The 23386-nt window shown below is 70.3% G+C and carries 19 protein-coding genes; 7 read left to right on the top strand and 12 right to left on the bottom strand.

The features are described 5' to 3' along the window. Positions 1 to 9: 9 nt before the first annotated feature. Entirely contained in the window at positions 10 to 1380 is a 1371-nt protein-coding gene (locus tag AB0959_RS29820) for a glutamine synthetase family protein (RefSeq protein WP_366829720.1), read from the bottom strand. A 178-nt stretch (positions 1381 to 1558) separates the two neighbouring features. Here AB0959_RS29820 and AB0959_RS29815 point away from each other — a divergent pair, with 178 nt between their 5' ends. Both AB0959_RS29815 and AB0959_RS29810 read left to right on the top strand, forming a co-directional pair. Next, a complete protein-coding gene (locus AB0959_RS29815) occupies positions 1559 to 2293 on the top strand; it encodes an FCD domain-containing protein (RefSeq protein ID WP_366829719.1) in 735 nt (244 codons plus the stop codon). Positions 2294 to 2411: 118 nt separating this feature from the next. Next, a complete protein-coding gene (locus AB0959_RS29810; protein WP_366829718.1) occupies positions 2412 to 3104 on the top strand; it encodes a gamma-glutamyl-gamma-aminobutyrate hydrolase family protein in 693 nt (230 codons plus the stop codon). On the opposite strand, the gene AB0959_RS29805 is transcribed toward AB0959_RS29810, so the two are convergent. The 6 genes from AB0959_RS29805 to AB0959_RS29780 all read right to left on the bottom strand — a co-directional run bounded on the left by AB0959_RS29805 (position 3076) and on the right by AB0959_RS29780 (position 11206). Next, positions 3076 to 4047 (bottom strand): aminoglycoside phosphotransferase family protein, encoded by a 972-nt coding sequence (locus tag AB0959_RS29805; RefSeq protein ID WP_366829717.1) that lies wholly within the window; start codon positions 4045 to 4047, stop codon positions 3076 to 3078. The genes AB0959_RS29810 and AB0959_RS29805 overlap by 29 nt on opposite strands. 227 nt (positions 4048 to 4274) lie before the next feature. Next, complete coding sequence (locus AB0959_RS29800) at positions 4275 to 5231, bottom strand: LysR family transcriptional regulator (RefSeq protein WP_366829715.1); 957 nt, start codon at positions 5229 to 5231, stop codon at positions 4275 to 4277. 50 nt (positions 5232 to 5281) lie between these two features. Then, positions 5282 to 6013: a helical backbone metal receptor gene (locus AB0959_RS29795; RefSeq protein ID WP_366829714.1), complete on the bottom strand. Its 732-nt coding sequence runs from the start codon at positions 6011 to 6013 to the stop codon at positions 5282 to 5284. Between the two features lie 6 nt (positions 6014 to 6019). Then, positions 6020 to 6598, bottom strand: coding sequence for an XRE family transcriptional regulator (locus tag AB0959_RS29790; protein WP_366829713.1), 579 nt, complete (start codon positions 6596 to 6598; stop codon positions 6020 to 6022). Positions 6599 to 7503: 905 nt separating this feature from the next. After that, entirely contained in the window at positions 7504 to 10125 is a 2622-nt protein-coding gene (locus tag AB0959_RS29785) for an ABC transporter permease/substrate binding protein (RefSeq protein WP_366829712.1), read from the bottom strand. Continuing rightward, positions 10118 to 11206, bottom strand: coding sequence for a glycine betaine/L-proline ABC transporter ATP-binding protein (locus AB0959_RS29780; protein ID WP_366829711.1), 1089 nt, complete (start codon positions 11204 to 11206; stop codon positions 10118 to 10120). The genes AB0959_RS29785 and AB0959_RS29780 overlap by 8 nt, the downstream gene beginning before the upstream one ends. 285 nt (positions 11207 to 11491) lie before the next feature. Here AB0959_RS29780 and AB0959_RS29775 point away from each other — a divergent pair, with 285 nt between their 5' ends. Both AB0959_RS29775 and AB0959_RS29770 read left to right on the top strand, forming a co-directional pair. Continuing rightward, positions 11492 to 12436 carry a 5'-3' exonuclease gene (locus AB0959_RS29775; RefSeq protein ID WP_366829804.1) on the top strand — a complete coding sequence of 315 codons (945 nt, stop codon included), beginning with the start codon at positions 11492 to 11494 and terminating at the stop codon, positions 12434 to 12436. 159 nt (positions 12437 to 12595) lie between these two features. Continuing rightward, on the top strand, positions 12596 to 13447 hold the full coding sequence (locus AB0959_RS29770) for a siderophore-interacting protein (RefSeq protein ID WP_366829710.1): 852 nt from the start codon (positions 12596 to 12598) through the stop codon (positions 13445 to 13447). 201 nt (positions 13448 to 13648) lie between these two features. Here AB0959_RS29770 and AB0959_RS29765 read toward each other — a convergent pair whose 3' ends face one another. The 3 genes from AB0959_RS29765 to AB0959_RS29755 all read right to left on the bottom strand — a co-directional run bounded on the left by AB0959_RS29765 (position 13649) and on the right by AB0959_RS29755 (position 16398). Next, positions 13649 to 14425 carry an ABC transporter permease gene (locus tag AB0959_RS29765; protein WP_366829709.1) on the bottom strand — a complete coding sequence of 259 codons (777 nt, stop codon included), beginning with the start codon at positions 14423 to 14425 and terminating at the stop codon, positions 13649 to 13651. Next, positions 14422 to 15456: an ATP-binding cassette domain-containing protein gene (locus tag AB0959_RS29760; protein WP_366829708.1), complete on the bottom strand. Its 1035-nt coding sequence runs from the start codon at positions 15454 to 15456 to the stop codon at positions 14422 to 14424. The genes AB0959_RS29765 and AB0959_RS29760 overlap by 4 nt, the downstream gene beginning before the upstream one ends. 294 nt (positions 15457 to 15750) lie before the next feature. Next, the gene (locus tag AB0959_RS29755) at positions 15751 to 16398 is read right to left on the bottom strand and encodes a PadR family transcriptional regulator (RefSeq protein WP_366829707.1); all 648 of its coding nucleotides are present in this window, start codon (positions 16396 to 16398) and stop codon (positions 15751 to 15753) included. A gap of 233 nt (positions 16399 to 16631) precedes the next feature. Here AB0959_RS29755 and AB0959_RS29750 point away from each other — a divergent pair, with 233 nt between their 5' ends. Further along, complete coding sequence (locus tag AB0959_RS29750; RefSeq protein ID WP_366829706.1) at positions 16632 to 18197, top strand: amino acid permease; 1566 nt, start codon at positions 16632 to 16634, stop codon at positions 18195 to 18197. Between the two features lie 769 nt (positions 18198 to 18966). Then, the gene (locus AB0959_RS29745; RefSeq protein ID WP_366829704.1) at positions 18967 to 20019 is read left to right on the top strand and encodes a hypothetical protein; all 1053 of its coding nucleotides are present in this window, start codon (positions 18967 to 18969) and stop codon (positions 20017 to 20019) included. Between the two features lie 284 nt (positions 20020 to 20303). On the opposite strand, the gene AB0959_RS29740 is transcribed toward AB0959_RS29745, so the two are convergent. Beyond that, positions 20304 to 20885, bottom strand: coding sequence for a GNAT family N-acetyltransferase (locus AB0959_RS29740; RefSeq protein ID WP_366829703.1), 582 nt, complete (start codon positions 20883 to 20885; stop codon positions 20304 to 20306). Between the two features lie 96 nt (positions 20886 to 20981). On the opposite strand from AB0959_RS29740, the gene AB0959_RS29735 reads away from it, so the two are divergent. Then, entirely contained in the window at positions 20982 to 21923 is a 942-nt protein-coding gene (locus tag AB0959_RS29735) for an RluA family pseudouridine synthase (protein WP_366829701.1), read from the top strand. 22 nt (positions 21924 to 21945) lie between these two features. Here the strand turns inward: AB0959_RS29735 and AB0959_RS29730 are convergent, their stop codons facing one another. Next, a complete protein-coding gene (locus AB0959_RS29730) occupies positions 21946 to 23385 on the bottom strand; it encodes a cytochrome P450 (RefSeq protein WP_366829700.1) in 1440 nt (479 codons plus the stop codon). Between the last annotated feature and the right edge of the window lies 1 nt (position 23386).

Below are 23386 nucleotides of genomic sequence, written 5' to 3'. Positions count from 1 at the left end.
GGGGACCTCTCACATGCGTTCGAAGGAGCGGCGCAGCTCCCAGTCGGTCACCGCGGCGTCGAAGGCCTCCAGCTCGACGCGCGCCATGTTGCGGTAGTGCGCGACCACCTCGTCGCCGAAGGCGGCCTTGGCGATGGGGCTGTTCTCCCAGAGCTCGGCGGCCTCGCGCAGGGTGGTGGGCACATGCGCGTACTCGGCGGTGTACGCGTTCCCCGGACAGGCCCCGGGGAGCTCCAGCTTCTGCTCGATGCCGTACAGCCCGGCCGCGACCAGGCCCGCGACGGCGAGGTGCGGGTTGACGTCGCCGCCCGGGAGCCGGTTCTCGAAGCGCATGGAGCGGCCGTGGCCGACGACCCGGAGCGCGCACGTCCGGTTGTCGTACCCCCAGGCGACGGCGGTCGGTGCGAACGATCCCGGCTGGAACCGCTTGTAGGAGTTGATGTGGGGCGCGTACAGCAGCGAGAAGTCCCGGAGCGCGGCGAGCTGCCCGGCGAGAAAGTGCTGCATGACGGGTGCCATGCCGCCGGGGTCGTCCGCGGAACCCGCCATGGCGTTGGTGCCGTCGGCGTCCGCCAGCGACAGGTGGATGTGGCAGGAGTTGCCCTCGCGCTCGTTGTACTTGGCCATGAAGGTGAGCGACACGCCCTCCTGGGCGGCGATCTCCTTGGCGCCGGTCTTGTAGATGGCGTGCTGGTCGCAGGTGACCAGGGCCTCGTCGTACTTGAAGGCGATCTCGTGCTGGCCGGGGTTGCACTCGCCCTTCGCCGACTCGACGGTCAGCCCCGCGCCCTGCATCTCGTTGCGGATGCGGCGCAGCAGCGGCTCGATACGGCCCGTGCCGAGCACCGAGTAGTCGATGTTGTACTGGTTGGCCGGGGTGAGCCCTCTGTAGCCCGCGTCCCAGGCCTGCTCGTAGGTGTCCTTGAAGACGATGAACTCCAGCTCGGTGCCGACCTGGGCGGTGTAGCCGAGTTCGGCGAGGCGGTCGAGCTGGCGGCGCAGGATCTGCCGGGGGGCGGCCACGACCGGTGAGCCGTCGTTCCAGGCGAGGTCCGCGATCAGCATCGCCGTGCCCTCGTTCCAGGGCACCCGGCGCAGGGTGCTCAGGTCGGGGTGCATGGCGAAGTCGCCGTAGCCCCGGTCCCAGGAGGACATCTCGTACCCGTCGACGGTGTTCATCTCGGTGTCGACGGCCAGCAGGTAGTTGCAGCCCTCCGTCCCGTGCTGGAGCACCTCGTCGAGGAAGAAACGCGCGGCGAACCGCTTGCCCTGGAGGCGCCCTTGCATGTCGGGGAAGGCCAGGACGACAGTGTCGATCTCGCCGCCCGCGACGAGGGCGTGCAGTTCCTCGACGGTGAGCGGGGGTGTGCGGTCTGCCACGGGAGGGCCTCCTTCGGGCTTCGTCGCGCCTGTCCGCGCGGCGTGGCCGGGCTCGCTTGCCTGTGCCGGCTTCTTCTGACTTCTTGCGGCTTCCTGCGGCTTCTTTCGGCTTCTTCACCCGGACCGAGAGCCATAAGGTATTGCGGAGAACCATTGCTTGGGAAGGGGGCACGGCCGGATGTCGGTGAATCCTGATGGCGGCCCGGGCGACGGGCTGGCCCCGGTGCTGCGTCCGGTGCGGGCGGGCAACGGCTTCGAGGAGGCCCTGGAGCAGATCCTCCAGGTCGTACGGCTCGGCCTCGTGCCCGGCGGCGAACGGCTGCCCGCCGAGCGGGAGCTGGCCGAGCGGCTCGGGATCAGCCGGGTCACGCTCCGCGAGGTCCTCAAGGTGCTCCAGGACCAGGGGCTGGTGGAGTCACGGCGCGGACGGTACGGCGGGACGTTCGTGCTCCCCCGCACCGACGCGGGCGGCGAGGACGAGCTGCGCCGCCGCACGGAGAAGATCGACATCGAGGACGTGCTGCGCTTCCGCGAGGTCCTGGAAGTGGGCGCGGTGGGGCTGTGCGCGTCCCACGGCCTGTCCGGCGAGCCGGCGGACCGTCTCCGCGAGGCGCTCGTCCGCACCCAGGACGCGCCCCTGACCGAGTACCGCCGGCTCGACACCCTCCTGCACCTCACGCTCGCGGAGCTGAGCGGCTCCCCGTCCCTCACGGCCCAGTACGCGGCCGTCCGCGCGTCGGTCAACGACCTGCTGGACTGCATCCCCCTGCTGGTGAGGAACCTGGAGCACTCGCAGCGGCAGCACGGCGCGATCGTCGAGGCGGTGCTGGACGGTGACGCGGACGGAGCGCGGGAGATGATGCGGGAGCACTGCGCGGGGACGGCGGCGCTGTTGCGGGGGTTCCTGGCGTGAGGGGTCAGGGGGCTTGGCCCTCGACGCCGGGGGCGCTTGCTTTTCGTCGTACGTCCCGGCAAAGGTATGAACGTATCCCATTGAGGGCACGTCCTCTTCGAGCACGAGGGAGAACCGCGTGGCCAGGCCGCTGATCGGTGTGAGTACGTATCTGGAGTCCGGCGCCCGTTGGGGCGTCTGGGAGCTGGAGGCCGCGCTGCTGCCGGTCGGCTACCCGCGACTGGTCCAGGCGGCGGGCGGGCTGGCCGCGATGCTGCCGCCGGACGATCCGTCGTACGCCGCCGAGACGGTCGCCCGCCTCGACGGCCTGGTGGTCGCGGGCGGCCCGGATGTCGACCCCTCGCACTACGGCGCCGAGCGCTCCCCCCGCACCGGCCCGCCCGCGCCGGAACGCGACGCCTGGGAGCTCGCCCTGATCCGCGCGGCTCTGGCCGCCGGTACTCCGCTCCTGGGGATCTGCCGCGGCATGCAGCTCCTCAACGTGGCCCTCGGCGGAACGCTGGTCCAGCACCTGCACGGCCATGTCACGCAGGTGGGCGTGTTCGGGAACCACACGGTGAAGCCCGTGCCGGGCACCCTGTACGCGGACACCGTGCCCGAGGGGAACGCCGTGCCGACGTACCACCACCAGGCGGTGGACCGCCTCGGCGAGGGGCTCGTCGCCTCGGCTCACGCGGCGGACGGCACCGTGGAAGCGGTCGAGCTGCCCGGTCGGGCGGCCTGGGTGCTGGGCGTCCAGTGGCATCCGGAGATGGGCGAGGACACGCGGGTGATGCGCGCCCTCATCCGTTCCGCCGGATCCGCTTCCTGAGCCACTCGAGTGCGGCCATGCCCTGCGCCCGCTGGAAGGCGCGCAGGGTCGGGAGGCCGGGTGGCGGTGGCTGCCGGCAGTTTCTGATCATGAACCCGGCGAAGCCCGCGAGGGTCGCCGTGACCGCGTCCGGCTCGGCGTCCCGCCCCAGCGGATGCGCGGCGAACACCTCTTCCGGATCGGGGCCGCCCTGTGCCCGCACGGACGGCAGCATGAGCGTCAGGTCGAACCAGGGCGCGGCCCCTCGCCGTGCGTGCGGCCAGTCGACGAAGACGACGCGCCCGTCCTCCGTGAGCAGGATGTTGTCGGCGCGCAGGTCGCAGTGGGCGAGGGTGTCGCCGCCGGCGAGGGACGTCCAGGAGGCGGCGAGTTCGGCGAGGTCCGGCAGACGGCTCACGGTCCAGGGGTCGAGCCCTTCTCCGCCGTCCCCGTCGTCGATCATCTGCTGCCACCCGCGGAAGTTGTCGGCCAGGTCCTCGACGACGGTCGGGCCGTCGAAGGGCGCGGGCGTGAGCACCCGGCTCAGTTCCGCCACGGCGTCCAGTACGCGTGCCAGCTCGCGCTCGTGCCAGGGGACGTGCGGCTGCCGGCCCGCCACGTCCTCGAAGACGAGCGCGACCCAGGTGCCGTCGTCGTACGAGCCGAGGAGCGCGGGCGCGGGGACGTGATGGGGCAGGGCCGCGGCGTTCCGTGCCTCCTCGCGGTGCATGCCCGGGCTGGTCGGGTTGGCCTCGGCGCTCACCGCCTTCACGAACGCCCGTCGTCCTTCGGCCGTGGTCACCCGTGCGGCCACGCCGGGTGAGAATCCGCCCGTCTGGGTGACCGCCCGCGCTACGGGCGCGCCGAGCACGTCCGCGACGGCGGCGCGCACCGTGGTGGGCAGCGCTTGCCAGGGCGCCCGGACGCCTGTGGCGGGTGGGGCGGGTTGGGCGGGGAAGGTCATGTTCAGCATCGTGGGGGTTGGAGCGCGGCGGTCTCCACTGCTTTTCCTCGCCCCCGCCGCCTGAAGATCAGCCCCTCCGGCGTTTGAGGAGCGGGGGCCCGGGGGCAGCGCCCCCGAATCGGGGTCCGGGGCGGAGCCCCGTGCGGGGTCGAAGGGGCAGCGCACCTGGTGATGGGACGGGTAGGAGCGGCGGGGGCGAGAAAACGCTCGGTGGGCCCGCGGCAGCGTCACCCCGCCGCCCGGCTCCGAGTCAGCGCCAGCAGATCCCGCCCCGGTCCCGTGGGCCGATGCCCCGTGGGCCACACCGCCCGCAGGGCCCGCCGCAGGTGGACGCCGTCCAGCGGAACACTCACCAGGCGCCGGGCGGACAGTTCCTCACCGAGGGCGAGTTCGCTCAGCACGGCAGGCCCCGCCCCACTCACCGCCGCGGCCTTGACCGCGGTCGTCGAGGACAGCTCGATCAACGGCCGCGCCAGACCCCCCAGCGCCGCGTCGAGCACCTGCCGCGTACCCGAACCCTCCTCACGAAGGATCAGCGGCGTCGCCGCGAGCTCACCGGCCTCCAGCTGCTTACGGCGCCGCGCCCATGGATGCCCCGGCGCGGCCACCACGATCAGTCGGTCATGAGCGACGACGACCGAGTCCAGACCCGTCGGCACACTCACGCCCTCCACGAACCCCAGGTCCGCCTCCCCCGCCAGCAACCGTTCCGCGACGACCGCCGAGTTCCCCGCGAGCAGCGACACCGCCGTGTCCGGCCGCTGCGCGCGCAGCGCGATGAGCCACCCCGGCAGCAGATACTCCGCGATCGTCATGCTCGCGGCGACCCGCAGCCGGGAGTCACGCCGGTCCCGCAGCGCCTGCGCCCCCGCGTCGAACGCCTCGGCCGCCTCCACCACCCGCCGCGCCCAGTCCGTGACCAGCGCGCCCGCGTCCGTGAGCCGCGAGCCCTGGGGCGACCGGTCGACCAGGGCCACGCCCAGCTGCCGCTCCATGGAACGGATCCGGCTGCTCGCCGCCGGCTGGGTGATCCCCAGCTCCCGCGCGGCCCGCCCGAGCGATCCGAGCCGCGCCACGGCCAGCAACAGCTCCAGCGCGCCGAGGTCCGGCACCCGGTGCGCGAGCCCGCCCCGCGGCGCGGCACCCCCGCCCTCCTGCTCTTCAGCCCTGCTCTTGCTGCCCATAAAGCCAGCTTATGTCCGGCTCGGCGTGAACTCGCTGGTGGGGGCCCAGGTCAGCGGTGTGCCGCGCGCAGCGCCTCGCCCAGCACCCGCGGTGCCTCCGCCAACGACGGCCCGTACCACGTGAGATGACGCCCGCTGACGAGTGCGCACGGCAGCCCCGCGAACGCCTCGGGCCCGTCGTCCGCGGTGAAGCGGTACGGCTCGTCGGGCAGGACGACGACATCGGGCCCGGCGGCCCGCAGCTCCTCGACGGGGACGCGGGGATAACGGTCCGCGTGCGCCGCGTACAGGTTGTCCACGCCGAGTCGCGCCAGCACGTCGCCCGCGAAGGTGTCCCGGCCGAGGACCATCCAGGGCCGTCGCCAGATCGGCACCACGGCGGTCGTACGGCGGTCGGGGGACGGCAGCCGGGACCAGGTCTCCTCCGCCTCGTCCAGCCACCGCGGCCTCGTCGGCGCACCGCACGCCCGGAGCACCCGCTCCAGCTCGCGGAAGGCCCCCGGGACGTCCCGTACCTCGGTGACGAGGACCTCGACGCCCGCCTCCCGCAGGGCGGTCAGGTCGGGCTCGCGGTTCTCCTCCTCGTTGGCGATCACCAGATCGGGGGACAGAGCGATGACCCGGTCGGTCTTCGGGTTCTTGGTGCCGCCGATCCGTACGACGCCCAGATCCGCGGGATGGGTGCACCATTCGGTGGCGCCGACCAGCGCGCCGGGCACCGAGAGCGCCACGGCCTCGGTCAGCGAGGGGACGAGGGAGACGACACGCGGCACGACCGGCACGACGGATCACGTACCGCGCCGGTGCCGGTCCTCCAGGGCCTCGATGTGGTCCGCAACGGCCACCACGATGACCCGGGTGTCGGGCACCGTGGCCCGCCAGCGGTGCCGTACGCCGCCCGTCAGGTACAGCGTGTCACCGCGCCCCAGCCGGTGGGCGCGGCCCTCCGCCTCGACCTCGACGGCGCCGTCGGCCACGTACATCAACTCGTCGTTGCGGTGCTGGACTTCCCGGCCCTCGTCGTGGTCGCCGGTGACCTCGAAGGCGTGCAGCTGGTGGTGTCCCCGCACCAGGGAGCGCGTATGGGACCCGGTCGGCGCGAAGGCGTCCGTGTCGGCGCGCACCACGTCGACGCTGCACGCCGGGTCGGCCGCGGCGAGCAGTTCGACGGCCGTCGTGCGGAGCGCGTCGGCGATGCGCTCCAGGGACGGCTTGCTGGGGCGGGCCCGCTCGTTCTCGACCTGGCTGAGGAAGGGGACCGACAGGCCGCTGCGCTCGGCCACGACGGCGAGAGTGAGCTCCAGTGTCCGGCGCCGCCGCCGGACGGCCGCGCCCACCCGAAGGGGCTGTTCTTTGTGGTCGCCCATCGCTCCGGCTCCCTCCTTCGCTCGTCGGTCCGCCGCTGACTGACACGGCTGCTCCACTTGGTACAGCCGCTACTGATACACCACTGTTCCGCGACTCATCCGCGCACTTCCTCTGATGAGTTCTCTGCACCCTACGCATATTCGGCAAACCGTTTCATGCGCCCGTCACATCGCCGTCATGTCGAGTGGCGGTCAGGGTCACAGTTCTCGCCAGCGGAGAGGCTGTCCCGCCTCCCCCGCCGTCGGACCCTCCCATCGGACGAAGAGGCTGACCAGGGGCACGGGGCGCCCTTCTGGTCGGTGTGGAGGGCACGAACGGGCCGGCACCGGCTTTGCTGCCGCCGTGGGTGCGCAGGCCGGGCCGAACGGCCCGTCCGGTTGCCGCATCCCAGGCAGACACCCGCCGGTGCCCGACGTCGCGACGTCGGTCAGCCGTGGGCGTGCACGGTCGCAGGCGGTGCCGCCGGCCCCCCGGCTTCGAGGGCACGGTCGGGTCGATTGTCCGCCGTGGCCTGCCAGGTTGTGAAGTAGCGCAGAGTAGTGAAGGTTTGACGTTCCGTGCCTCGACAGCTCCACCGGCCGACGACGGCCGGCCGCTCTCGCCGCAGCGGGAGAGGTTGGGCGGCGCGTCGTACCCAGGTTCCGTGTTCCCGGTCAGCGGGGCTCTGCGGCCGGCCCAGCCGAGGACCTCGACGTGGTTGGCCGGATCTTTCTCGTACGCCAGTACGCAGTCGCCGGTGCGGCCGGCGGCGAGCGACGACCGCTGGCGCCGACGCGGACGTCCTGGCGGCGGGTCGGATCCCGGGGGCACACGTCCCCGGCCATGAACCAAGGGGTGGGCCCCGCCGCACGCTGTCCGGGCGTGTGGCGGGGCCCACCTTTTCGAGCGGCTCCCTTGGGGCGGCTTACTGCGGGGTCATCCGGTCGACCATGTCCGGGTGCTCCTTCAGCCAGGCGGCGACCGCTTCTTCCTCGTGCCCCTGGCCGCGCTTGTTGATCTCGGCCTCGAGGCTGCCGAGCTCGTCCTCACTCATCTTGAAGTTCTTGATCCACTTGGTGAGCTGCGGGTACTGCTCGGGGAACTTCTCGTTGGCGATGGTCCGGATCGTGTTGCCCTCGCCGAAGAGCTTCTTGTCGTCCTGCAGCTTGGTGAGGTCGTACTGGCTGTACGCCCAGTGCGGCGACCAGAGGACGACGGCGATGGGCTGCTTCTTGGCGTAGGCGCGCTTGAGCTCGGCGAGCATCGCGGGCGTGGAACCGTCGACGACCTCGTACTCCTTGTCCAGGCCATAGCCGGGAAGGACCTTGGTCTTGAGCAGGTTCATCTCGCCGGTACCCGGCTCGATGCCGATGATCTTCCCGTTGAAGAGGTCGGCCTTGCCCTTGAGGTCCTCATAGGACTTCACGTCCTTGACGTACGAGGGCACCGAGACCTCCAGCGAGGTCGGCTCGTACCAGGTGCCGAGGTCGGCGAGTCTGTCCTTGCTCTTGTCCCAGTAGTTCTTCTGCGCGTACGGCAGCCAGGCGTCGAAGTTGAGGTCGAGGTCGCCGGAAGCGAGGCCGGTGTAGACCGGGCCGACGTCCATCTGCTTGAGGTTCAGCTTGTAGCCGCGCCGCTCCAGGACGTTCTTCCAGAGGTAGGTGACGGCGATGTCCTCGTCCCAGGGGAACCAGGCCACGTCGATGGGCCGCTTGGCCTCGGCCGGACTCGCCCCGCCGCCGCCCGCGACGGGGGCCAGCTTGTCGACGAGGCCCGGGTTCCGCTTCAGCCAGGCGCGCACGGCGTCCTGCTGCTTGCCCTCGCCCGCCTTGTTGATCTCGGCTTCCAGGCTGGTGAGCTGTTCCTCGCGCATCTGGAAGTTCTTCAGCCACTTGCCGACGGCCGGGTTCTCGTCGGCGAAGCCCTTGCGGGCCACGGTGTGCACGCCGTCGCCCTTGCCCCAGGCGCCCTTGGGGTCCTTGAGCTTCCTCAGCTTGTAGTCGTTGTACGCCCAGTGCGGCGACCAGAGCGTGACGACGATCGGTTCCTTCTTGCTGTAGGCCCGCTTGAGCTCGGCCAGCATCGCCGGCGTGGAGCTGTCGACGACCTTGTACTCCTTGTCGAGGCCGTACTCCTTGAGGACCTTGCTCTTGAGCAGGGCCATCTCGCCGGCGCTGGACTCGATGCCGGTGATCTTCCCGCCGAAGGTGGCGGCCTTGCCCTTGAGGTCGGCCAGCGAGTCGATGCCCTTCATGTACGACGGCACGCTCAGCTCCAGCGAGGTCTGGCCGTACCAGGATCCGAGGTCGTCGATCTTGCCGCCGTACTTCTTCCAGTACTGCTCGTGAGTGGTCGGCAGCCAGGCGTCGGTCTGGAAGTCGACGTTGCCCGCCGCGAGGGAGGTATAGAGCGGACCGGCCTCGAACTGCTTGGCGTCCACCTGGAAGCCGCGCTCCTCGAGGATCTCCTTCCACAGGAAGGTGGAGGCGACGCCTTCGTCCCAGGGGATGTAGCCGATGGTGACCTTCTTGCCCTGGCCGACGTCCTTGCTGTTGGCGACGGGAGTGGTGCCGCTACTGTCACCGCCGCCGAAGATGCCCATGCCGCCCGCCACGAGGGCGAGGATCACGACACCGATCACGGCGACCTGCGGGCGGGGCCGGTAGGACCAGATCCTCAGGCCGTGGGCGGCACGCGCCTTGGCGGCGGCACGGCGGCCCAGCGGGGAGACCTGGGTGCCCAGGGCGTTGGTCATGCGGTCTAGGTAGATCGCGAGGATGACGATGGCGACACCGGCCTCGGAGCCGAGGCCCACGTTGAGCTGGCCGATGGCCTCGTTGACGTCGCCGCCGAGGCCGCCGGTACCGACCATGCCGGCGATCGCGGCCATGGACAGACCGAGCATGATGACCTGGTTGACACCGGCCATCACGGTGGGCAACGCGAGCGGCAGCTGGACCCGCAGCAGTGTGTTGCGGGGTGTGGTGCCGAACGCCTCGGCGGCCTCCACCAGTTCCTTGTCGACCTGGCGGATGCCCAGCTCCGTCATGCGCACGCCGGGGGCGAGCGCGAAGATCAGGGTGGCGACGATGCCCGCGGAGGCGCCGGTGCCGAAGAACAGGATCGCCGGGATCAGGTAGATCATCGCGGGCAGCGTCTGCATGAAGTCCAGGAGTGGCCGGACCAGCCCGCTGACCCGGTCGGAGCGCGCGGCCCAGATGCCCACCGGCACGGCCACGACCAGCGCGATGATCGTGGAGACGAGGACGAGCGACAGGGTGACCATCGCGTCCTCCCACAGTTCCAGGGAGTCGATGAAGGCGAATCCCGCGAAGGTGAGGACACCGGCCGGCGTGCCGCGCAGCCAGAAGGCGAGCACGGCGAAGATACCCGCGAGCAGCAGGGGTTCGGGCGCCTGGAGGACGGCGTCGATGCCGTCATAGGTACCGACGAAAACGCTCTTGAGGAAATCGAAGAACCAGGCCATGTGGCCGAGCAGCCAGTCGACCGTGTCGTTGACCCAGTCGCCGAGAGGAATCCTAGGCACGGGCCACCGCCTTGCCGCCGTCGGTGCTCCGCGGGGAGTCGCAGGCCACGGGGGCGGTCTGCTCGTCGCCGAGGAAGCCGACGAGGCGTTGTCCTGTGACGACTCCCACCAGTTTCCGTTTCCCGTCGAGGACCGCGACCGGATGCGTCAGACGGGCGCTGATCGCGCACAGCTCGGTGAACGGGGTGTCGGGCGTCGCCGTCTCGCAGCCGCAGTCCGCCTCGTCGCCACTGACCTCCCGGTCCATGACGGCGCCCGCGGTGAGCACGCGGGAGCGGTCGACGTCCTGGATGAAGGAGGCCACGTAGTCGTCCGCCGGGCGGATCAGGATGTCCTCGGCGGTGCCCGTCTGGACGATGCGGCCGTCGCGCATGACGGCGATGCGGTCGCCCAGACGCATGGCCTCGTTGAGGTCGTGCGTGATGAAGACGATGGTCTTCTTGAGGGTCTTCTGCAGGTCGAGCAGCTGGTCCTGCATGTCGCGGCGGATCAGCGGGTCGAGGGCGCTGAACGACTCGTCCATGAGCAGCAGGTCGGCGTTGGTGGCGAGGGCGCGGGCCAGGCCCACGCGCTGCTGCATACCGCCGGACAGCTCGTCGGGCCAGGACGCCTCCCAGCCGGCCAGGCCGCACAGGGCGAGCGCCTCGTCGGCGCGGTGCTCGCGCTCGGCGCGGGGCACGCCCTGCACTTCCAGGCCGTAGGCGGCGTTCTCGCGAACGCTGCGGTGCGGGAACAGCGCGAAGTGCTGGAACACCATGCTGATCTTCTTCGCGCGGACCTCGCGCAGCTCGCGGTCGCCGATCGCGGTGAGGTCCTGGCCGTCGAAGCGCACCTGTCCCGCGGTGGGCTCCAGCAGCCCGTTGAGCATCCGCAGCAGCGTGGACTTCCCGGAGCCGGAGAGGCCCATGACGACGAAGATCTGGCCGGGTTCCACCATGAAGGAGGCGTCGATCACGGCCGCGGTCGTGCCCTCGGCGCGCAGTTCCTCGCGGTCGGCTCCGCCGCGGAGCCGCTCCACAGCCTCGTCGGGTCGTCTGCCGAAGACCTTGTACAGGTTCTCGGCCTCAAGTCTGGATGACACGGATACCTCTCGTCTCGTGAGCTGGACGGCCCGTCTCCCCCGCTAGCGGGCCGTGGAGCGCGGCGGGGTCCGCCCGCCGGGCCCGGTGTGCGGGCGCCCTGCGCCCGGGCGCCGTCCGCGTTCCGGCGGATCCGCTCGGCCAGCGTGGTTGAAGACGCAACCGGCCCTGCTCCGGGCGCGCACCTGCCCACACCCGAGCAGGACAAACGCGTGCGTGTCCCAGTTCACAAGCTCTTCACCTCGACCTTCGGCACGTCGTCGGGGCTGCTCGGACACTGCCTGTCGGTGCCGTACGGCATGATGCGGAAGGTGACCCGACGCCTGATGCTCCTCGACACCGCCTCGCTGTACTTCCGCGCCTACTTCGGGGTCCCCGACTCCGTGAAGGCCCCGGACGGCACCCCGGTGAACGCCGTGCGCGGACTGCTCGACTTCATCGACCGCCTGGTCAAGGACCACCGGCCCGACGACCTGGTGGCCTGTATGGACGCGGACTGGCGGCCGCAGCGGCGGGTCGACCTGATCCCCTCCTACAAGGCACACCGCGTGGCCGAGGAGCGCCAGGCGGGCCCGGACGAGGAGGAGGTGCCGGACACGCTGTCGCCCCAGGTGCCGGTCATCGAGGACGTCCTGGACGCGCTCGGCATCGCCCGAGTGGGCGTCGAGGGGTACGAGGCGGACGACGTGATCGGCACGTTCACGGCTCGGGCGAAGGGCCCGGTCGACATCGTCACCGGCGACCGCGACCTGTACCAGCTGGTCGACGACGCCCGCGGGGTCCGCGTGCTGTACCCGCTCAAGGGCGTGGGCACGCTGCAGCTCACCGACGAGGCGGTGCTGCACGAGAAGTACGGGGTGGGCGGCGGCGGGTACGCGGATCTGGCGCTGCTGCGCGGCGACCCCAGCGACGGGCTGCCCGGAGTGCCGGGCATCGGCGAGAAGACGGCGGCGAAGCTGCTGGCCGAGTTCGGGGACCTGGCCGGGATCATGGCGGCGGTCGACGACCCGTCGGCCAAGCTCACGCCGTCCCAGCGCAGGCGGCTCGACGAGTCACGGCCCTATGTCGCGGTCGCCCCCAAGGTCGTCCAGGTCGCCGCCGACGTACCCTTGCCCGATGTGGACACGGCGCTCCCGCGCGAACCGCGGGACCCGGAGGAGCTGGACCAGCTCGCCACGCGCTGGGGCCTGGGCGGTTCGCTGCAGCGACTGCTCACGACGCTTCGGACCTGACCGGGGTATGTGCTGTCTTCGCGCGGTACCCGGGGCGTGAGGGGGCACCTGGGGGGCGGCTCCACACCTCCCGTGGTCATCAACGCTTAAAGCGTGAGGTGTCGCCGGGGAGAAGGTGCTAACTTAGGTAAGCCTTAGCTAGGTATTTGGGAGGCCGCCATGGCAGAGCGTCCGGTACGCAGGGCCCCGAAGCCCCATTCCGCGAGAGTCGTCCGCACCGAGCGGCTGACGCCGCACATGCAGCGTGTCGTCATCGGTGGCGAGGGGCTCGCCGAGTTCGCCACGAGGGGCAGCACCGACCACTATGTGAAGCTGCTCTTCGGCCCGGACGGCGTGACCTACCCGGAGCCCTTCGACATGGAGCGGATCCGTGCGGAGTTCCCGCGCGAACAGTGGCCCGTGACCCGGACGTACACGGTACGCGCCTGGGACCCCCAACTGCGCGAGCTCACCCTGGACTTCGTGGTGCACGGCGACGAGGGCCTCGCCGGCCCGTGGGCCGCTCGGGTCCAGCCGGGCGAGGTCGTACGGCTGCTGGGCCCCGGCGGCGCCTACGCGCCGAACCCGGACGCCGACTGGCATCTGCTCGCCGGTGACGAGAGCGCGCTGCCCGCGATCGCTGCCTCGCTGGAGGCGCTGCCCGACGGAGCCAAGGCCTTTGCCTTCATCGAGGTGTCCGACGCCGATGAGGAGCAGAAGATCGCCTCCGACGTGGAGATCGTCTGGCTGCACCGCGGCGACCGTCCCACCGGTGAGGCACTGGTCGAGGCCGTCCGCGCGCTCGAGTTCCCCGAGGGCCGCCTGCACGCCTTCGTCCACGGCGAGGCGGGGTTCGTGAAGGAGCTGCGCCGACTGCTGCGCGTCGAGCGCCAGGTTCCGCGCGAGGACCTGTCGATCTCCGGCTACTGGCGGCTCGGGCACAACGAGGACAACTGGCAGGCGACCAAGCGCGAGTGGAACGCGCAGGTGGAGCAGGAGCAGGAGCCGGAGGGCCCGGCCGCGAGCGCGTGACCACGGCCGCGTGACGACGACCGCGTGACCACGACCGCATGACGACGACCGCGTGACCACGACCGCGTGATCCGGCAGGTACGCCATCCGGTCGGCCCACCGCCGCCGACCGCTCGTCCGGAGGCGGCTGCGGGCTCGGCAGCCGCCTCCTGAAGGACTGTCGTCCTTCACTGACGCCGGCAACGGCCGCTGCACCGACGGTTACACCGACCGCTGGTACGAGCGGAACGTCCGTATGGACAGCCACACCGCCGCCACGGCCAGCCCGAGAAGTGCTCCCCCGCGACCGGCCACCTCACCCCAGTCGGGCTGCTCGGACAGTGCCGAACGGCCCGCCATCATCGCCCAGTTGAGCGGATTGAAGTCGGCGATGTGCCGCATCCACGAGGGCATCCTGTCCTCCGTCATGAAGGCGGTGGACAGGAACGTCAGCGGCAGCATCAGGAACGTGTTGATACCGATGATGGACTCCCGCTCCTGGACGAGCATGCCCAGCGCGTTGGACAGCGCCGCGAAGATCGTGCCCAGCAACACGGAGGCCGCGACCAGCACCACGACACCGCCGATCCCACCCGGGTAGTCGGCGCCACCCAGCAGCCCGAGCAGCACGATGACGACCGACTGGAGGGCGGTGACCAGTCCGTTGCTCACGACGTTGCCGTTCATCAGCGCGGCCCGGCTGACCGGGGTGGTCAGGAAGCGGTTGAGCGTCCCGCGCTGGATCTCTTCCAGTGTGGTCATCCCCGCCCACATGTTGGAGCCGAGGGCGCTCATCACGACGACGCCCGGGACCAGATAGTCCAGGTACGAGGTGGTGCCGAAGCCACCGAGTCCGACGACCTCCTTGAAGAGGTTGCCGAACAGGAACAGCCACACCACCGGCTGGATCAGCGTGATCAGCAGATACGCGGGCTGCCGCAGGAACACCACGAGCTGGCGCTCGGTCATGTACCAGGTCTGGGTGAAGGCCGTGCTCATCGCGCGCCCCCCGCTCCAGCCAGGACGCGCCCCCCGGCGCCCTCGGCTTCCGCCTCCGCCTGCGCGTAACGGCGGCCCGCGTAGCGCAGGTACACGTCGTCGAGCGAGGGCCGGGCGACCGTCGCGGCGGCCACGGCGACCCCCACGCGCTCCAGCGCTTGGAGCAGCGCGGGCATCGCGGCCGCCCCGTCGTCGGCGCGGACGCTGATCCCGCGGGACCGCACGGTGTCGAAGAGCACCTCGTGCACGCCCGGGAGCCCGGCCAGGGCGCCCTTGAGCAGCGTACGACCGGCTTCGCCGAGCGGTTCGCGGAGTTCCACATGGACGGCGTCGCCGCGGAGTTCGCCCTTCAGCTCGTCGGGGGTGCCCTCGACCACGACCCGGCCCCGGTCGACGATGGCGATGCGCTCCGCGAGGCGGTCGGCCTCCTCGAGGTAGTGCGTGGTGAGCAGGATGGTGAGCCCCTCGTCACCGGCAAGGCGCGCGATCTCGTCCCACATCGCGGTGCGGGCCTCGGGGTCGAGTCCGGTGGTGGGCTCGTCGAGGAACAGCACCTGGGGACGGTGGACCAGTCCGAGCGCCACGTCGAGGCGGCGCCGCATGCCGCCCGAGTACGTCTTGGCGGGGCGCCGCGCGGCGTCGGTGAGCGTGAACCGCGCCAGCAGCTCGTCGACGCGGCGGTTCAGCTCGGCGCCCTTCAAGCCGTAGAGCCTGCCCTGGAGTTGCAGGTTCTCCCTGCCCGTGGACACCGGGTCGGCGCCCGAACTCTGGGCGACCACGCCGATCGCGCGGCGCACCCGGTCAGGGTGCCGCAGAACATCGTGGCCGGCGACCGCGGCGCTGCCCGAGTCGGGGCGGGCCAGAGTGGTGAGGATCTTGACGGTGGTGGACTTCCCGGCGCCGTTCGGCCCGAGGAGCCCGAAGACGGTGCCCGGCTCTACGGTGACGTCCATGCCGCGCAGGGCGGTGACCTCACCGGGATAGGTCTTGATCAGCTGACGCGCCACGACTGCGGGCGCACGGGTACTCATGATGACTGCTCTCCTGTCACTACGTCACAACGCATGACCAGCGGGATGACGACACGTCGGTACGGGCGTCCGTACGAGCGACGCATCGCGTCCGATCCGCCGGATCGCGAATGACCCAACGGATCGCGAACTGATCCACATGAAGAGAGCCGGGTATCCTGGGTGTGCCGCACCTCGATCGCCCGGCCCGCCGCACGGCGGAGTCAGCTCGGGGTTCGAGACCCTGGCGGGGCTGCTGCAACAGCTCTGCCGGGGTCCACTTCTCGTGTTGCCACTGCTCGAGCTCTCCTGTCATTACTGCTCGATGGGGCGGTCCTCCAAGTCCTGGAACTCCGGGGGCATCTCCCCCGTCTCGTGGAACGTCCGCCACGCCTGGACGCCGGGCAGCGACCCGTCATTGAGCTCCTGCAAGAGCCCACGGACCCACTGCGCCTGGGCCTCGACCATGTGCGCCTGGTACTCGGTCTCGACCAGGAAGAGGCGCGGCAGCGTCTCGTACAGCTTCTGCAGCGCGCCGCGTGCGCTCGCCACCTGCACCTCCAGCCGTGAGAGCCGCTCCTCGAGCAGACGCGCCACCTCGTCGGGGTGGAGGACACCCACGAGGGAGAGCGCGGTCTCGAAAATCGGGTACTCACGGGCCGGTACCGCCAGCAGGTCCGAGAGCCACTCTGTGGCCTCCTCCCGGCCGGCCTCCGTTATCCCGTAGAGGGTGCGCTCGGGGCGGTTGCCCTGCCGCTGGACCTCGGCGACCTCCACGAAGCCGTGCTTTTCGAGGTTCTGCACCACGGTGTACAGCGAGCCGTAGTTGATCTTCGTGCTGCTGTCCTTGCCTCGACGGCGGAGGGTCTGCGCGATCTCATACGGATGCATCGACTTCTCCATGAGCAGCACCATCACGGCCAGGGCCAGCGGATTGCCCAACTTCCGACGCTTGGCCGCCATCGACGCCCACCCCCTCCCCAAGGCTCCGTCACCGAATATCCGTGTACGAACATATCGCGTCCAGTGAAGCCGAGTCAATGGACACGATGTATCGCGTTCGGCCAGACGTCGTGAGGACGTGAGAAGTTGGGCCCGCTCAAGACATCACTGTGTGACGCCCGCGAAACAGCACCTCTCTAATTTCTGTCGCCCGACAGGAACTCCCGTGCGCTGTGCGAAGGCAGGTCGCCTCCATGACGAGCACCACTCCCCCTGATGTCCGCCCGGATCCCCCGGAATCATCCGACGAGCGCTCCCTGTTGGCGTTGGGCTACCGCCAGGAACTGCATCGCAGCCTCGGCAGGTACGCCTCGTTCGCCGCTGGGTTCTCCTTCATCTCGGTCCTGACGACCGTCTTCCAGTTCTTCGCCTTCGGGTACGCGTTCGGCGGCCCTGTCTTCTTCTGGACCTGGCCGGCCGTGCTGATCGGCCAGTTGCTCGTGGCCGCGTGCTTCGCCGAACTGGCCGCCCGCTACCCGATCTCGGGGGCGATCTACCAGTGGTCGTCGCGCCTGTCGAACCCCACCTTCGGCTGGTTCGCCGGCTGGATCATGGTGATCGGGCAGATCGTGGTGGTCGCGGCGGCGGCCCTCGCGCTGCAGATGGTGATGCCGGCGATCTGGTCGGGCTTCCAGCTCGTCGGCGGCGATCCTGCGCCCACGTCCGCCACCGGAGCGGCCAACGCGGCCGTCCTCGGCGTGATCCTTCTGGCCCTCACGACCCTCGTCAACGTCCTGGACAACCGTGTGCTGTCGGTGATCAACCGCGTCGGCGTGACCGCCGAGATCATCGGCGCCGTCCTGATCATCGTGCTGCTGCTGACCCACTCCGAGCGCTCCCCCGGCATCACGTTCCACGCGGCCGAGGGCAGCACCGGTCTTTTCGGGGCTCTCCTCGTGGGCTCGTTCACAGCGGCGTACGTGATGATCGGCTTCGACAGCGCCGGCGAGATGAGCGAGGAGACGCGCCATCCCCGCCGCACCGCGCCCCGCACGATCCTCGCCGCACTCGGTGCGGCAGGACTGCTGGGCGGACTGATCGTGCTCGCCGGGCTGCTCGCCGCACCCAGCCTCACGGACGGCCATCTCGCGGTCGACGGGCTGAGTTACGTCCTGACGAGCAGCCTGGGCGACGGGATGGGCCGGGTGCTGCTCGCCGACGTGGTGGTGGCCATCGCCGTGGCCACCCTCGCCATCCAGACGGCGGCCTGCCGCATGCTCTTCTCGATGTCCCGCGACGGCCGGCTCCCCTTCGCCCGGCAACTCTCCAAGGTGAACCCGCGCACCGGCATGCCCAACGCCCCCGCCGTCGTCGTCGGTGTCCTCGCGGCGGCGCTCCTGCTCCTCAACTTCGCCTCGCCGGAGGCCTTCCTCGCCATCGGTACCACCTGCATCGTCATGCTGTACCTGGCCTACGCGATGGTGACGGGACCGCTGCTGGTGAGCCGCATGAGGGGCAGCTTCACCTCCGACGGCACCAACGGCACCGACGAGACGGGCCGCCCTCTGTTCTCCCTGGGCAGCTGGGGCGTCCCGGTCAACGCCCTCGCCCTGCTCTACGGCCTCGTCATGACCGTCAACCTGGCCTGGCCGCGCGCGGAGGTGTACGACCCGGCGGGCGGGCACTGGTACTTCCAGTGGTTCACGGTGCTGTTCTTGCTGGTGACCGTGGGGATCGGGGTGCTGTACCGGCTGGTGCGCGCACAACGCGGACGCGCTGCTGCGGAGTCTGCCCAGGCTCTCCCGGAACCGGCTCCGTAGGACTCCATGGCCACTGACGTGATGTCCTCATCGGCCGCCGGCACCAGCGGGGCACCGGGCAGAGTGGGTGTGAGACCGCGCATCCGGCGCCGCTGGGTCCGTCAATGCGCCGGGCCGCATGCCCTTTCCGACGGCTGGAAACCATCGCATGGTGCGAAGTTGGGGGCTGTCAGGGTGAGTTGACGGCATGAGAAGGTGTCGCACCGGGCCCGTGGGGGTGTGTCCGGGTGCCCGCGATGGTCGGCAACGCGCCTCCGAGAACGTGGGACCGGCTTCCGCCCGACGCGCTCCTCGCGACGCTCCGCGACAGCACCTTCCACCAACGCCGGCCCCCAGCCCCCCGCCCCGAACAGTTGACGAAACCCAGAGGGGCACTGGAAGGTGGACGGGATCCACGACCTGGCCGCCTTACGCACTGTCGTGTCGGTGATGACCACACGTCGGCCGCGGCCACAGGCCCCTTTCGTCCACGAGTCAGCCCCGCCAAAGTCGCAGCGTCTAGAGGACAGCGCGTAGTTCACGGACTTGGTCGACTCCGCCACCCGGAGGGCATCGTGAAAGGCTCCGCTCCTGTCCAGTTGACCGGGGCCGTCACCCTGGCCGGGCACACACATCAGTTGGTGCGTGTACCCCTGGCCGCCATATGCGCCCGCTGGGCTGTTGTTCCAGGTGCTGACCGAACGCGAGCTGATCGCATCGTTCGCGGCGAAATTGATTACCAGCAAGGGATTCACATTGCGCTGCAGCAAGAAACGGAGGCCCGTCCGGCATGAACCCTTTTCCCAGCCCTGCTCACGGATCCAGCCATACGCGTGAACGTTACAGCAAAAACGCGCCTTCAGGCGTCGATCTGAGTATTCCTTTTCCGGTGCGAATAAGTCCGTACAGGGAGGTCGCCCGGGAAGCGGCCCTGTCCTGGCTGCAGAAACACGAGATCTTGCGGTCTTCTGAAGCCGTCGCCGAGTGGAGGTCCTGGGACGTGCCTTTGATGATGGCCGTCACATTTCCCGACGCGACCGAAGAAGGACTGATCAACGCGGCGAAGTTCCACTCACTCGCTTTCCTCATAGACGACCAGTTCGACCCCGAGGAACAGGGGAGGGACAAGCTCCTGCACGGTGTGGCGCACGAGATGGTCGCCATCATGTTTCGACAGCACGAGGCGCCTTTGGGCCTGTCAACGCCAGCGACCCGGGCGTACCAGGACATCTGGAGAGAAAAGCAGTACCGTATGTCTCCTGCCTGGTGCGACCGTTTCGCGGCGAACTGCGCCCGCTGGCTTCTCGCCTACCTGCGAGAGACTGCTTTTGTCGACCAATGGCTCACCGTTGAGGATTACATCCCACTGCGGCGGCTCACCGTGGGAATCCACTGGTGCCTGGACCAGTCCGAATGGACCGCAGGATTCGAAGTGCCCGCTCATGTAGCGGCTCTGCCGGCATTCCAGGCCATGAGGAATGACACGGTGGACGCCGTGGCTTTCACCAACGACATCCAGTCCGAACTCCGCGAAAAGGCCCGGCATGAAGCACAGAACAACCTGGTGCTCACCCTTCAGCACCGGTACGGCTGCAGCCTGCCCGAAGCACGGCAGCGTGCGGCCATCATGACCGAGCAGGCCATAGCCGGCTTCGTCCGCCGGGCCACCGAACTCCTGGACATCTGCCAGGACATGCACCTGAGCACAACAGAGCTGCAGGCCGTTGAGACCAGCATCGAAGGCTGCCGATCGTGGATCGCCGGCAACTACTACTGGGGCGAGCACACCGGGCGCTACCGCCACATCGGCGGCCCGGCCTACAACGACGACATCCTCGCGTAACCGCCCGCTCCCGGCCCTCCCCGCCGCACATCAGCCACCCTGGAGTCACAGCGTGCCGAGCTCGCCTCTTCTCCCGGCGCAGTAGGGACTTGGGGCAGCGGCCGCGAACAGAGCCAGGACCAACGACCTGTCCTCACCGCCCAAGGACCTCCCGGCAGGCGACGCAGGTCGGCGGCCGCCGCCGCACGGGCGGCCCGTTCGGCATGCACCCCGCCCTCCGTGCAGGCCAGGCCGCCCCGCACACGAGCACAGGACCGATCCGCCGTGCACGCGCGCGTGGAGGGTCAGTCGCCCTGCACGCGCGCGTGCATGTGCATGTCGTGCCAGCCGTCCTGGTGGAGGAGGGCGCTGCGTTTGGTGCCTTCCAGGGCGAACCCGGCCTTGGCGGCGACACGGCAGGACGCCACGTTTCGGACGGCGTGCATGAGTTCGAGGCGGTGGAAGCCGATCTCCTCCAGCGCCCAGCGGCTGAGGGCCGTCGTCGCGCGGGCGGCGACGCCCTGTCCGCGGGCCGCCGCGACCGTCCAGTACGCGACCTCGGCGGTGCCCTCGTCAAGCAGGATGCTCCGCAGGGCCACGCGTCCCAGGAGCTGGTCGGAGTCCGCGTCGACGACGGCCCACTGCGCCTTGTCCTCCTTCTCCCACTCCTGGCGCCACTCGTCGATCCAGCCGCGCACCTCGTCCTCGGAGTCGGCCGCGCGGATGTGCCACTGATGCATGACCGGATCCTGAAAGGCCTCGTAGACGGCCGGGACGTCCTCTGCCCTCCAAGGGCGCAGGAGCAGGCCGTCGGGCGTGGGGATCGTCGGCTGGTGGCGCTGGGCGAGGGTGCCGACGGTGAGGACCGCGCAGTTGAGGTAAGGCATGCCCGGCATCCTGCCCTCGGGACGCGGAGACAGCACAACGCTTTTCGGCGCTCGCCCTGCCCTCGCTGTCGGTGCCGCCTCGTACGCTTGATCGTGATGAGACGCCGTACTCCGCCCCCGCCCTCTCCCCTGCCGCAGCGCGACGGGGTGGATCCGGTGCGCGTGCGGTTGCCGGCCGGGGACACGTGGGCGACCGTGCGTGACCACCTCGTGGCACGCCTCGCGGCCGGGGCCGGGGTGATCGACGGGATGCTCGACGCGGGACGGATCGTGGACGCCGAGGGACGTCCGGTGCCGAGGGACATGACCTACGTGCCGGGGATGTTCGTGTGGTTCCACCGGGAGCTGCCCGACGAGGAGCCGGTGCCGTTCGCGGTCGACGTCGTGCACCGGGACGAGCACGTGGTAGTGGCCGACAAGCCGCACTTCCTGGCCACCACCCCGCGCGGCAGCCATGTCGCCGAGACGGCCCTGGCGCGGCTGCGGCGGCAGCTGGGAATCCCGACGCTGAGCGCGGCCCATCGTCTGGACCGGCTGACGGCCGGGCTGGTGCTGTTCACCGTGCGCCCCGAGGAGCGCGGCGCGTACCAGTCGCTGTTCCGCGACAGGCGGGTGGCGAAGGAGTACGAGGCGGTGGCGCCGTACGATCCCTCACTGGACCTGCCACGCACCGTGCGCAGCCGCATCGTCAAGGAGCGCGGAGTCATGGCGGCCCGTGAGGTCGAGGGCGAGCCCAACGCCGTCAGCCGGATCGAGCTGCTGGAGCACCGGAACGGGGTCGCCCGGTACCGGCTGGTACCGCGTACCGGGCAGACACACCAGCTGAGGTTGCACATGAGCGCCTTGGGAGTGCCGATCCTCGGCGATCCCCTCTATCCAGTGGTGACCGGCCCCGTGGCGGCCGGTGACTTCCGGCGCCCGCTGCAACTCATGGCGCGGGTACTGGAGTTCACCGATCCGGTCACGGGGTGCGAGCACCGGTTCGTCAGCCCGCGCGTGCTGCAGGCCTGGGGGTCGTTCGAGAAGTGGGCCGGGTAGCCGGCCCCGCTGCCCCGTCGGCTCAGTAGCCGCGCCACCAGCGCAAGAGGCGTCGGAACACGCCTGGCCGGCGGGTCGGCTCGGGCGTCGGCAGAGGCGCAGGCGTTGAGGCGGCGGCCGGAGCGGCAGGCTCCGGAGCCGTCGTCTGTGCACGCGGCGTGCCGGATGGCCAGGTGCTGGGACGCTGTGACGGCACCGGGTGCCCGGGACGTGCCATGACGTCCTGCTGGGGCTTGGGCGCGAACTTCACCGGCAGTGCCACCAGGTGCCGGTTCGAGATCGACGACCGCCAGCTCAGCTCGTGCTCCTCGCAGGCGAGCTCGGCGTCGGGAAGGCGGGTCAGCAGCGCGTCGACGCCGACGTCCGCGATGGCTCGGCCGATGTCCTGGCCCGGGCACTCGTGGGGTCCGCCGCTGAAGGCAAGGTGAGAGCGGTTGCCCTGCATGTTGGCCTTGGTGTCGGGACGCACGCGTGGGTCGACGTTGCCCGGCGCGATACCCATGAGGAGGCCGTCACCCTTGCGGATGCGCCGGCCGCCCAGCTCGGTCTCCTGCTTGGCGATGTAGGCGAGGACGGTGCTGAAGGGCGGCTCGTCCCACATGGACTGCTCGACCGCCTGGGGCACCGTCATCTGGCCGCCGTTGAGCTGGGCACGGAACCGCGGGTCGGTGAGCACCACGCGCAGGACGTTGGCGAGGAGGTTGGCGGTGCTCTCGTACGCGACGATCAGGACGAGGCGCAGGTGCTGGGCGACCTCCTCGTCGGTGAGCCGCGCGGGGTGGTTGATGAGGTGGCTGGTGAAGTCGTCCTTGGGTTCGGCCCGGCGGCGGACCGTGTGCCGCGTCAGGACGTCCATGATGTACGCGTTGCTGGCGATGGCGGTCTCGGTGCCCTTGGGCAGGTCGCGGGCGGCCTCCACGATGCGGTCGTTGTACTCGTCGGGCATACCGAGGATCTGGCACATCACCATCATCGGCAGGCGCTCGGCGAACTGGGCGACCAGGTCGGCCCTGCCCTCCTCGCAGAACTTGTTGACGAGGTGCTGGGTCGCGCGGTTGATGTGGCGGCGGACGCCCCGGTGGTCGATGGTCGACATGGCGCCGGTGACCGCGCCGCGCAGTCGCAGGTGCTCGTCGCCCTCGGCATGGCAGGCGAGGGGCTGCCATGCCAAGTGCGGCATGAGCGGGTGATCCGGCTTGACCGTGCCGTCCTGCAAGGGGACCCACAACCGCGTGTCACGGCTGTACTGCGAGGGGGTGCGCAGCATGTGCATGTTCTCGCTGTGGCCGAGCACCACCCAGATCGGCACGTCCTCGTGCAGCAGCGCGGGAGCCACGGCCCCGTGCTCGGCACGGAGTTCCTCGTACACGGCTCCCAGGTCCTCCGCTTCGGGGCCGTAGAGACGGCGCAGGCCGCCGGGGCCGATGCCGTGCGCGGGGCAGCCGGGTGGCGGGGCGGCCATA

It is taken from the genome of Streptomyces sp. NPDC046862, from assembly GCF_040704615.1.
In the GTDB taxonomy this organism is placed as follows: Bacteria; Actinomycetota; Actinomycetes; order Streptomycetales; family Streptomycetaceae; genus Streptomyces.
The sequence above is the reverse complement of the archived record's forward strand: the minus strand, read 5'-3'. Positions and strand labels throughout refer to the sequence as shown.

Excerpts from the sequence above, each read along its gene's own strand:
- AB0959_RS29765 (WP_366829709.1), bottom strand. The coding sequence starts at position 14,425 with ATGAGCACGGCCTTCACCCAGACCTGGTACATGACCGAGCGCCAGCTC.
- AB0959_RS29805 (WP_366829717.1), bottom strand. The coding sequence starts at position 4,047 with ATGACCTTCCCCGCCCAACCCGCCCCACCCGCCACAGGCGTCCGGGCG.
- AB0959_RS29750 (WP_366829706.1), top strand. The coding sequence starts at position 16,632 with ATGACGAGCACCACTCCCCCTGATGTCCGCCCGGATCCCCCGGAATCA.
- AB0959_RS29745 (WP_366829704.1), top strand. The coding sequence starts at position 18,967 with ATGAACCCTTTTCCCAGCCCTGCTCACGGATCCAGCCATACGCGTGAA.
- AB0959_RS29790 (WP_366829713.1), bottom strand. The coding sequence starts at position 6,598 with ATGGGCGACCACAAAGAACAGCCCCTTCGGGTGGGCGCGGCCGTCCGG.
- AB0959_RS29760 (WP_366829708.1), bottom strand. The coding sequence starts at position 15,456 with ATGAGTACCCGTGCGCCCGCAGTCGTGGCGCGTCAGCTGATCAAGACC.
- AB0959_RS29740 (WP_366829703.1), bottom strand. The coding sequence starts at position 20,885 with ATGCCTTACCTCAACTGCGCGGTCCTCACCGTCGGCACCCTCGCCCAG.
- AB0959_RS29815 (WP_366829719.1), top strand. The coding sequence starts at position 1,559 with ATGTCGGTGAATCCTGATGGCGGCCCGGGCGACGGGCTGGCCCCGGTG.
- AB0959_RS29755 (WP_366829707.1), bottom strand. The coding sequence starts at position 16,398 with ATGGCGGCCAAGCGTCGGAAGTTGGGCAATCCGCTGGCCCTGGCCGTG.
- AB0959_RS29800 (WP_366829715.1), bottom strand. The coding sequence starts at position 5,231 with ATGGGCAGCAAGAGCAGGGCTGAAGAGCAGGAGGGCGGGGGTGCCGCG.
- AB0959_RS29770 (WP_366829710.1), top strand. The coding sequence starts at position 12,596 with ATGGCAGAGCGTCCGGTACGCAGGGCCCCGAAGCCCCATTCCGCGAGA.
- AB0959_RS29735 (WP_366829701.1), top strand. The coding sequence starts at position 20,982 with ATGAGACGCCGTACTCCGCCCCCGCCCTCTCCCCTGCCGCAGCGCGAC.
- AB0959_RS29730 (WP_366829700.1), bottom strand. The coding sequence starts at position 23,385 with ATGGCCGCCCCGCCACCCGGCTGCCCCGCGCACGGCATCGGCCCCGGC.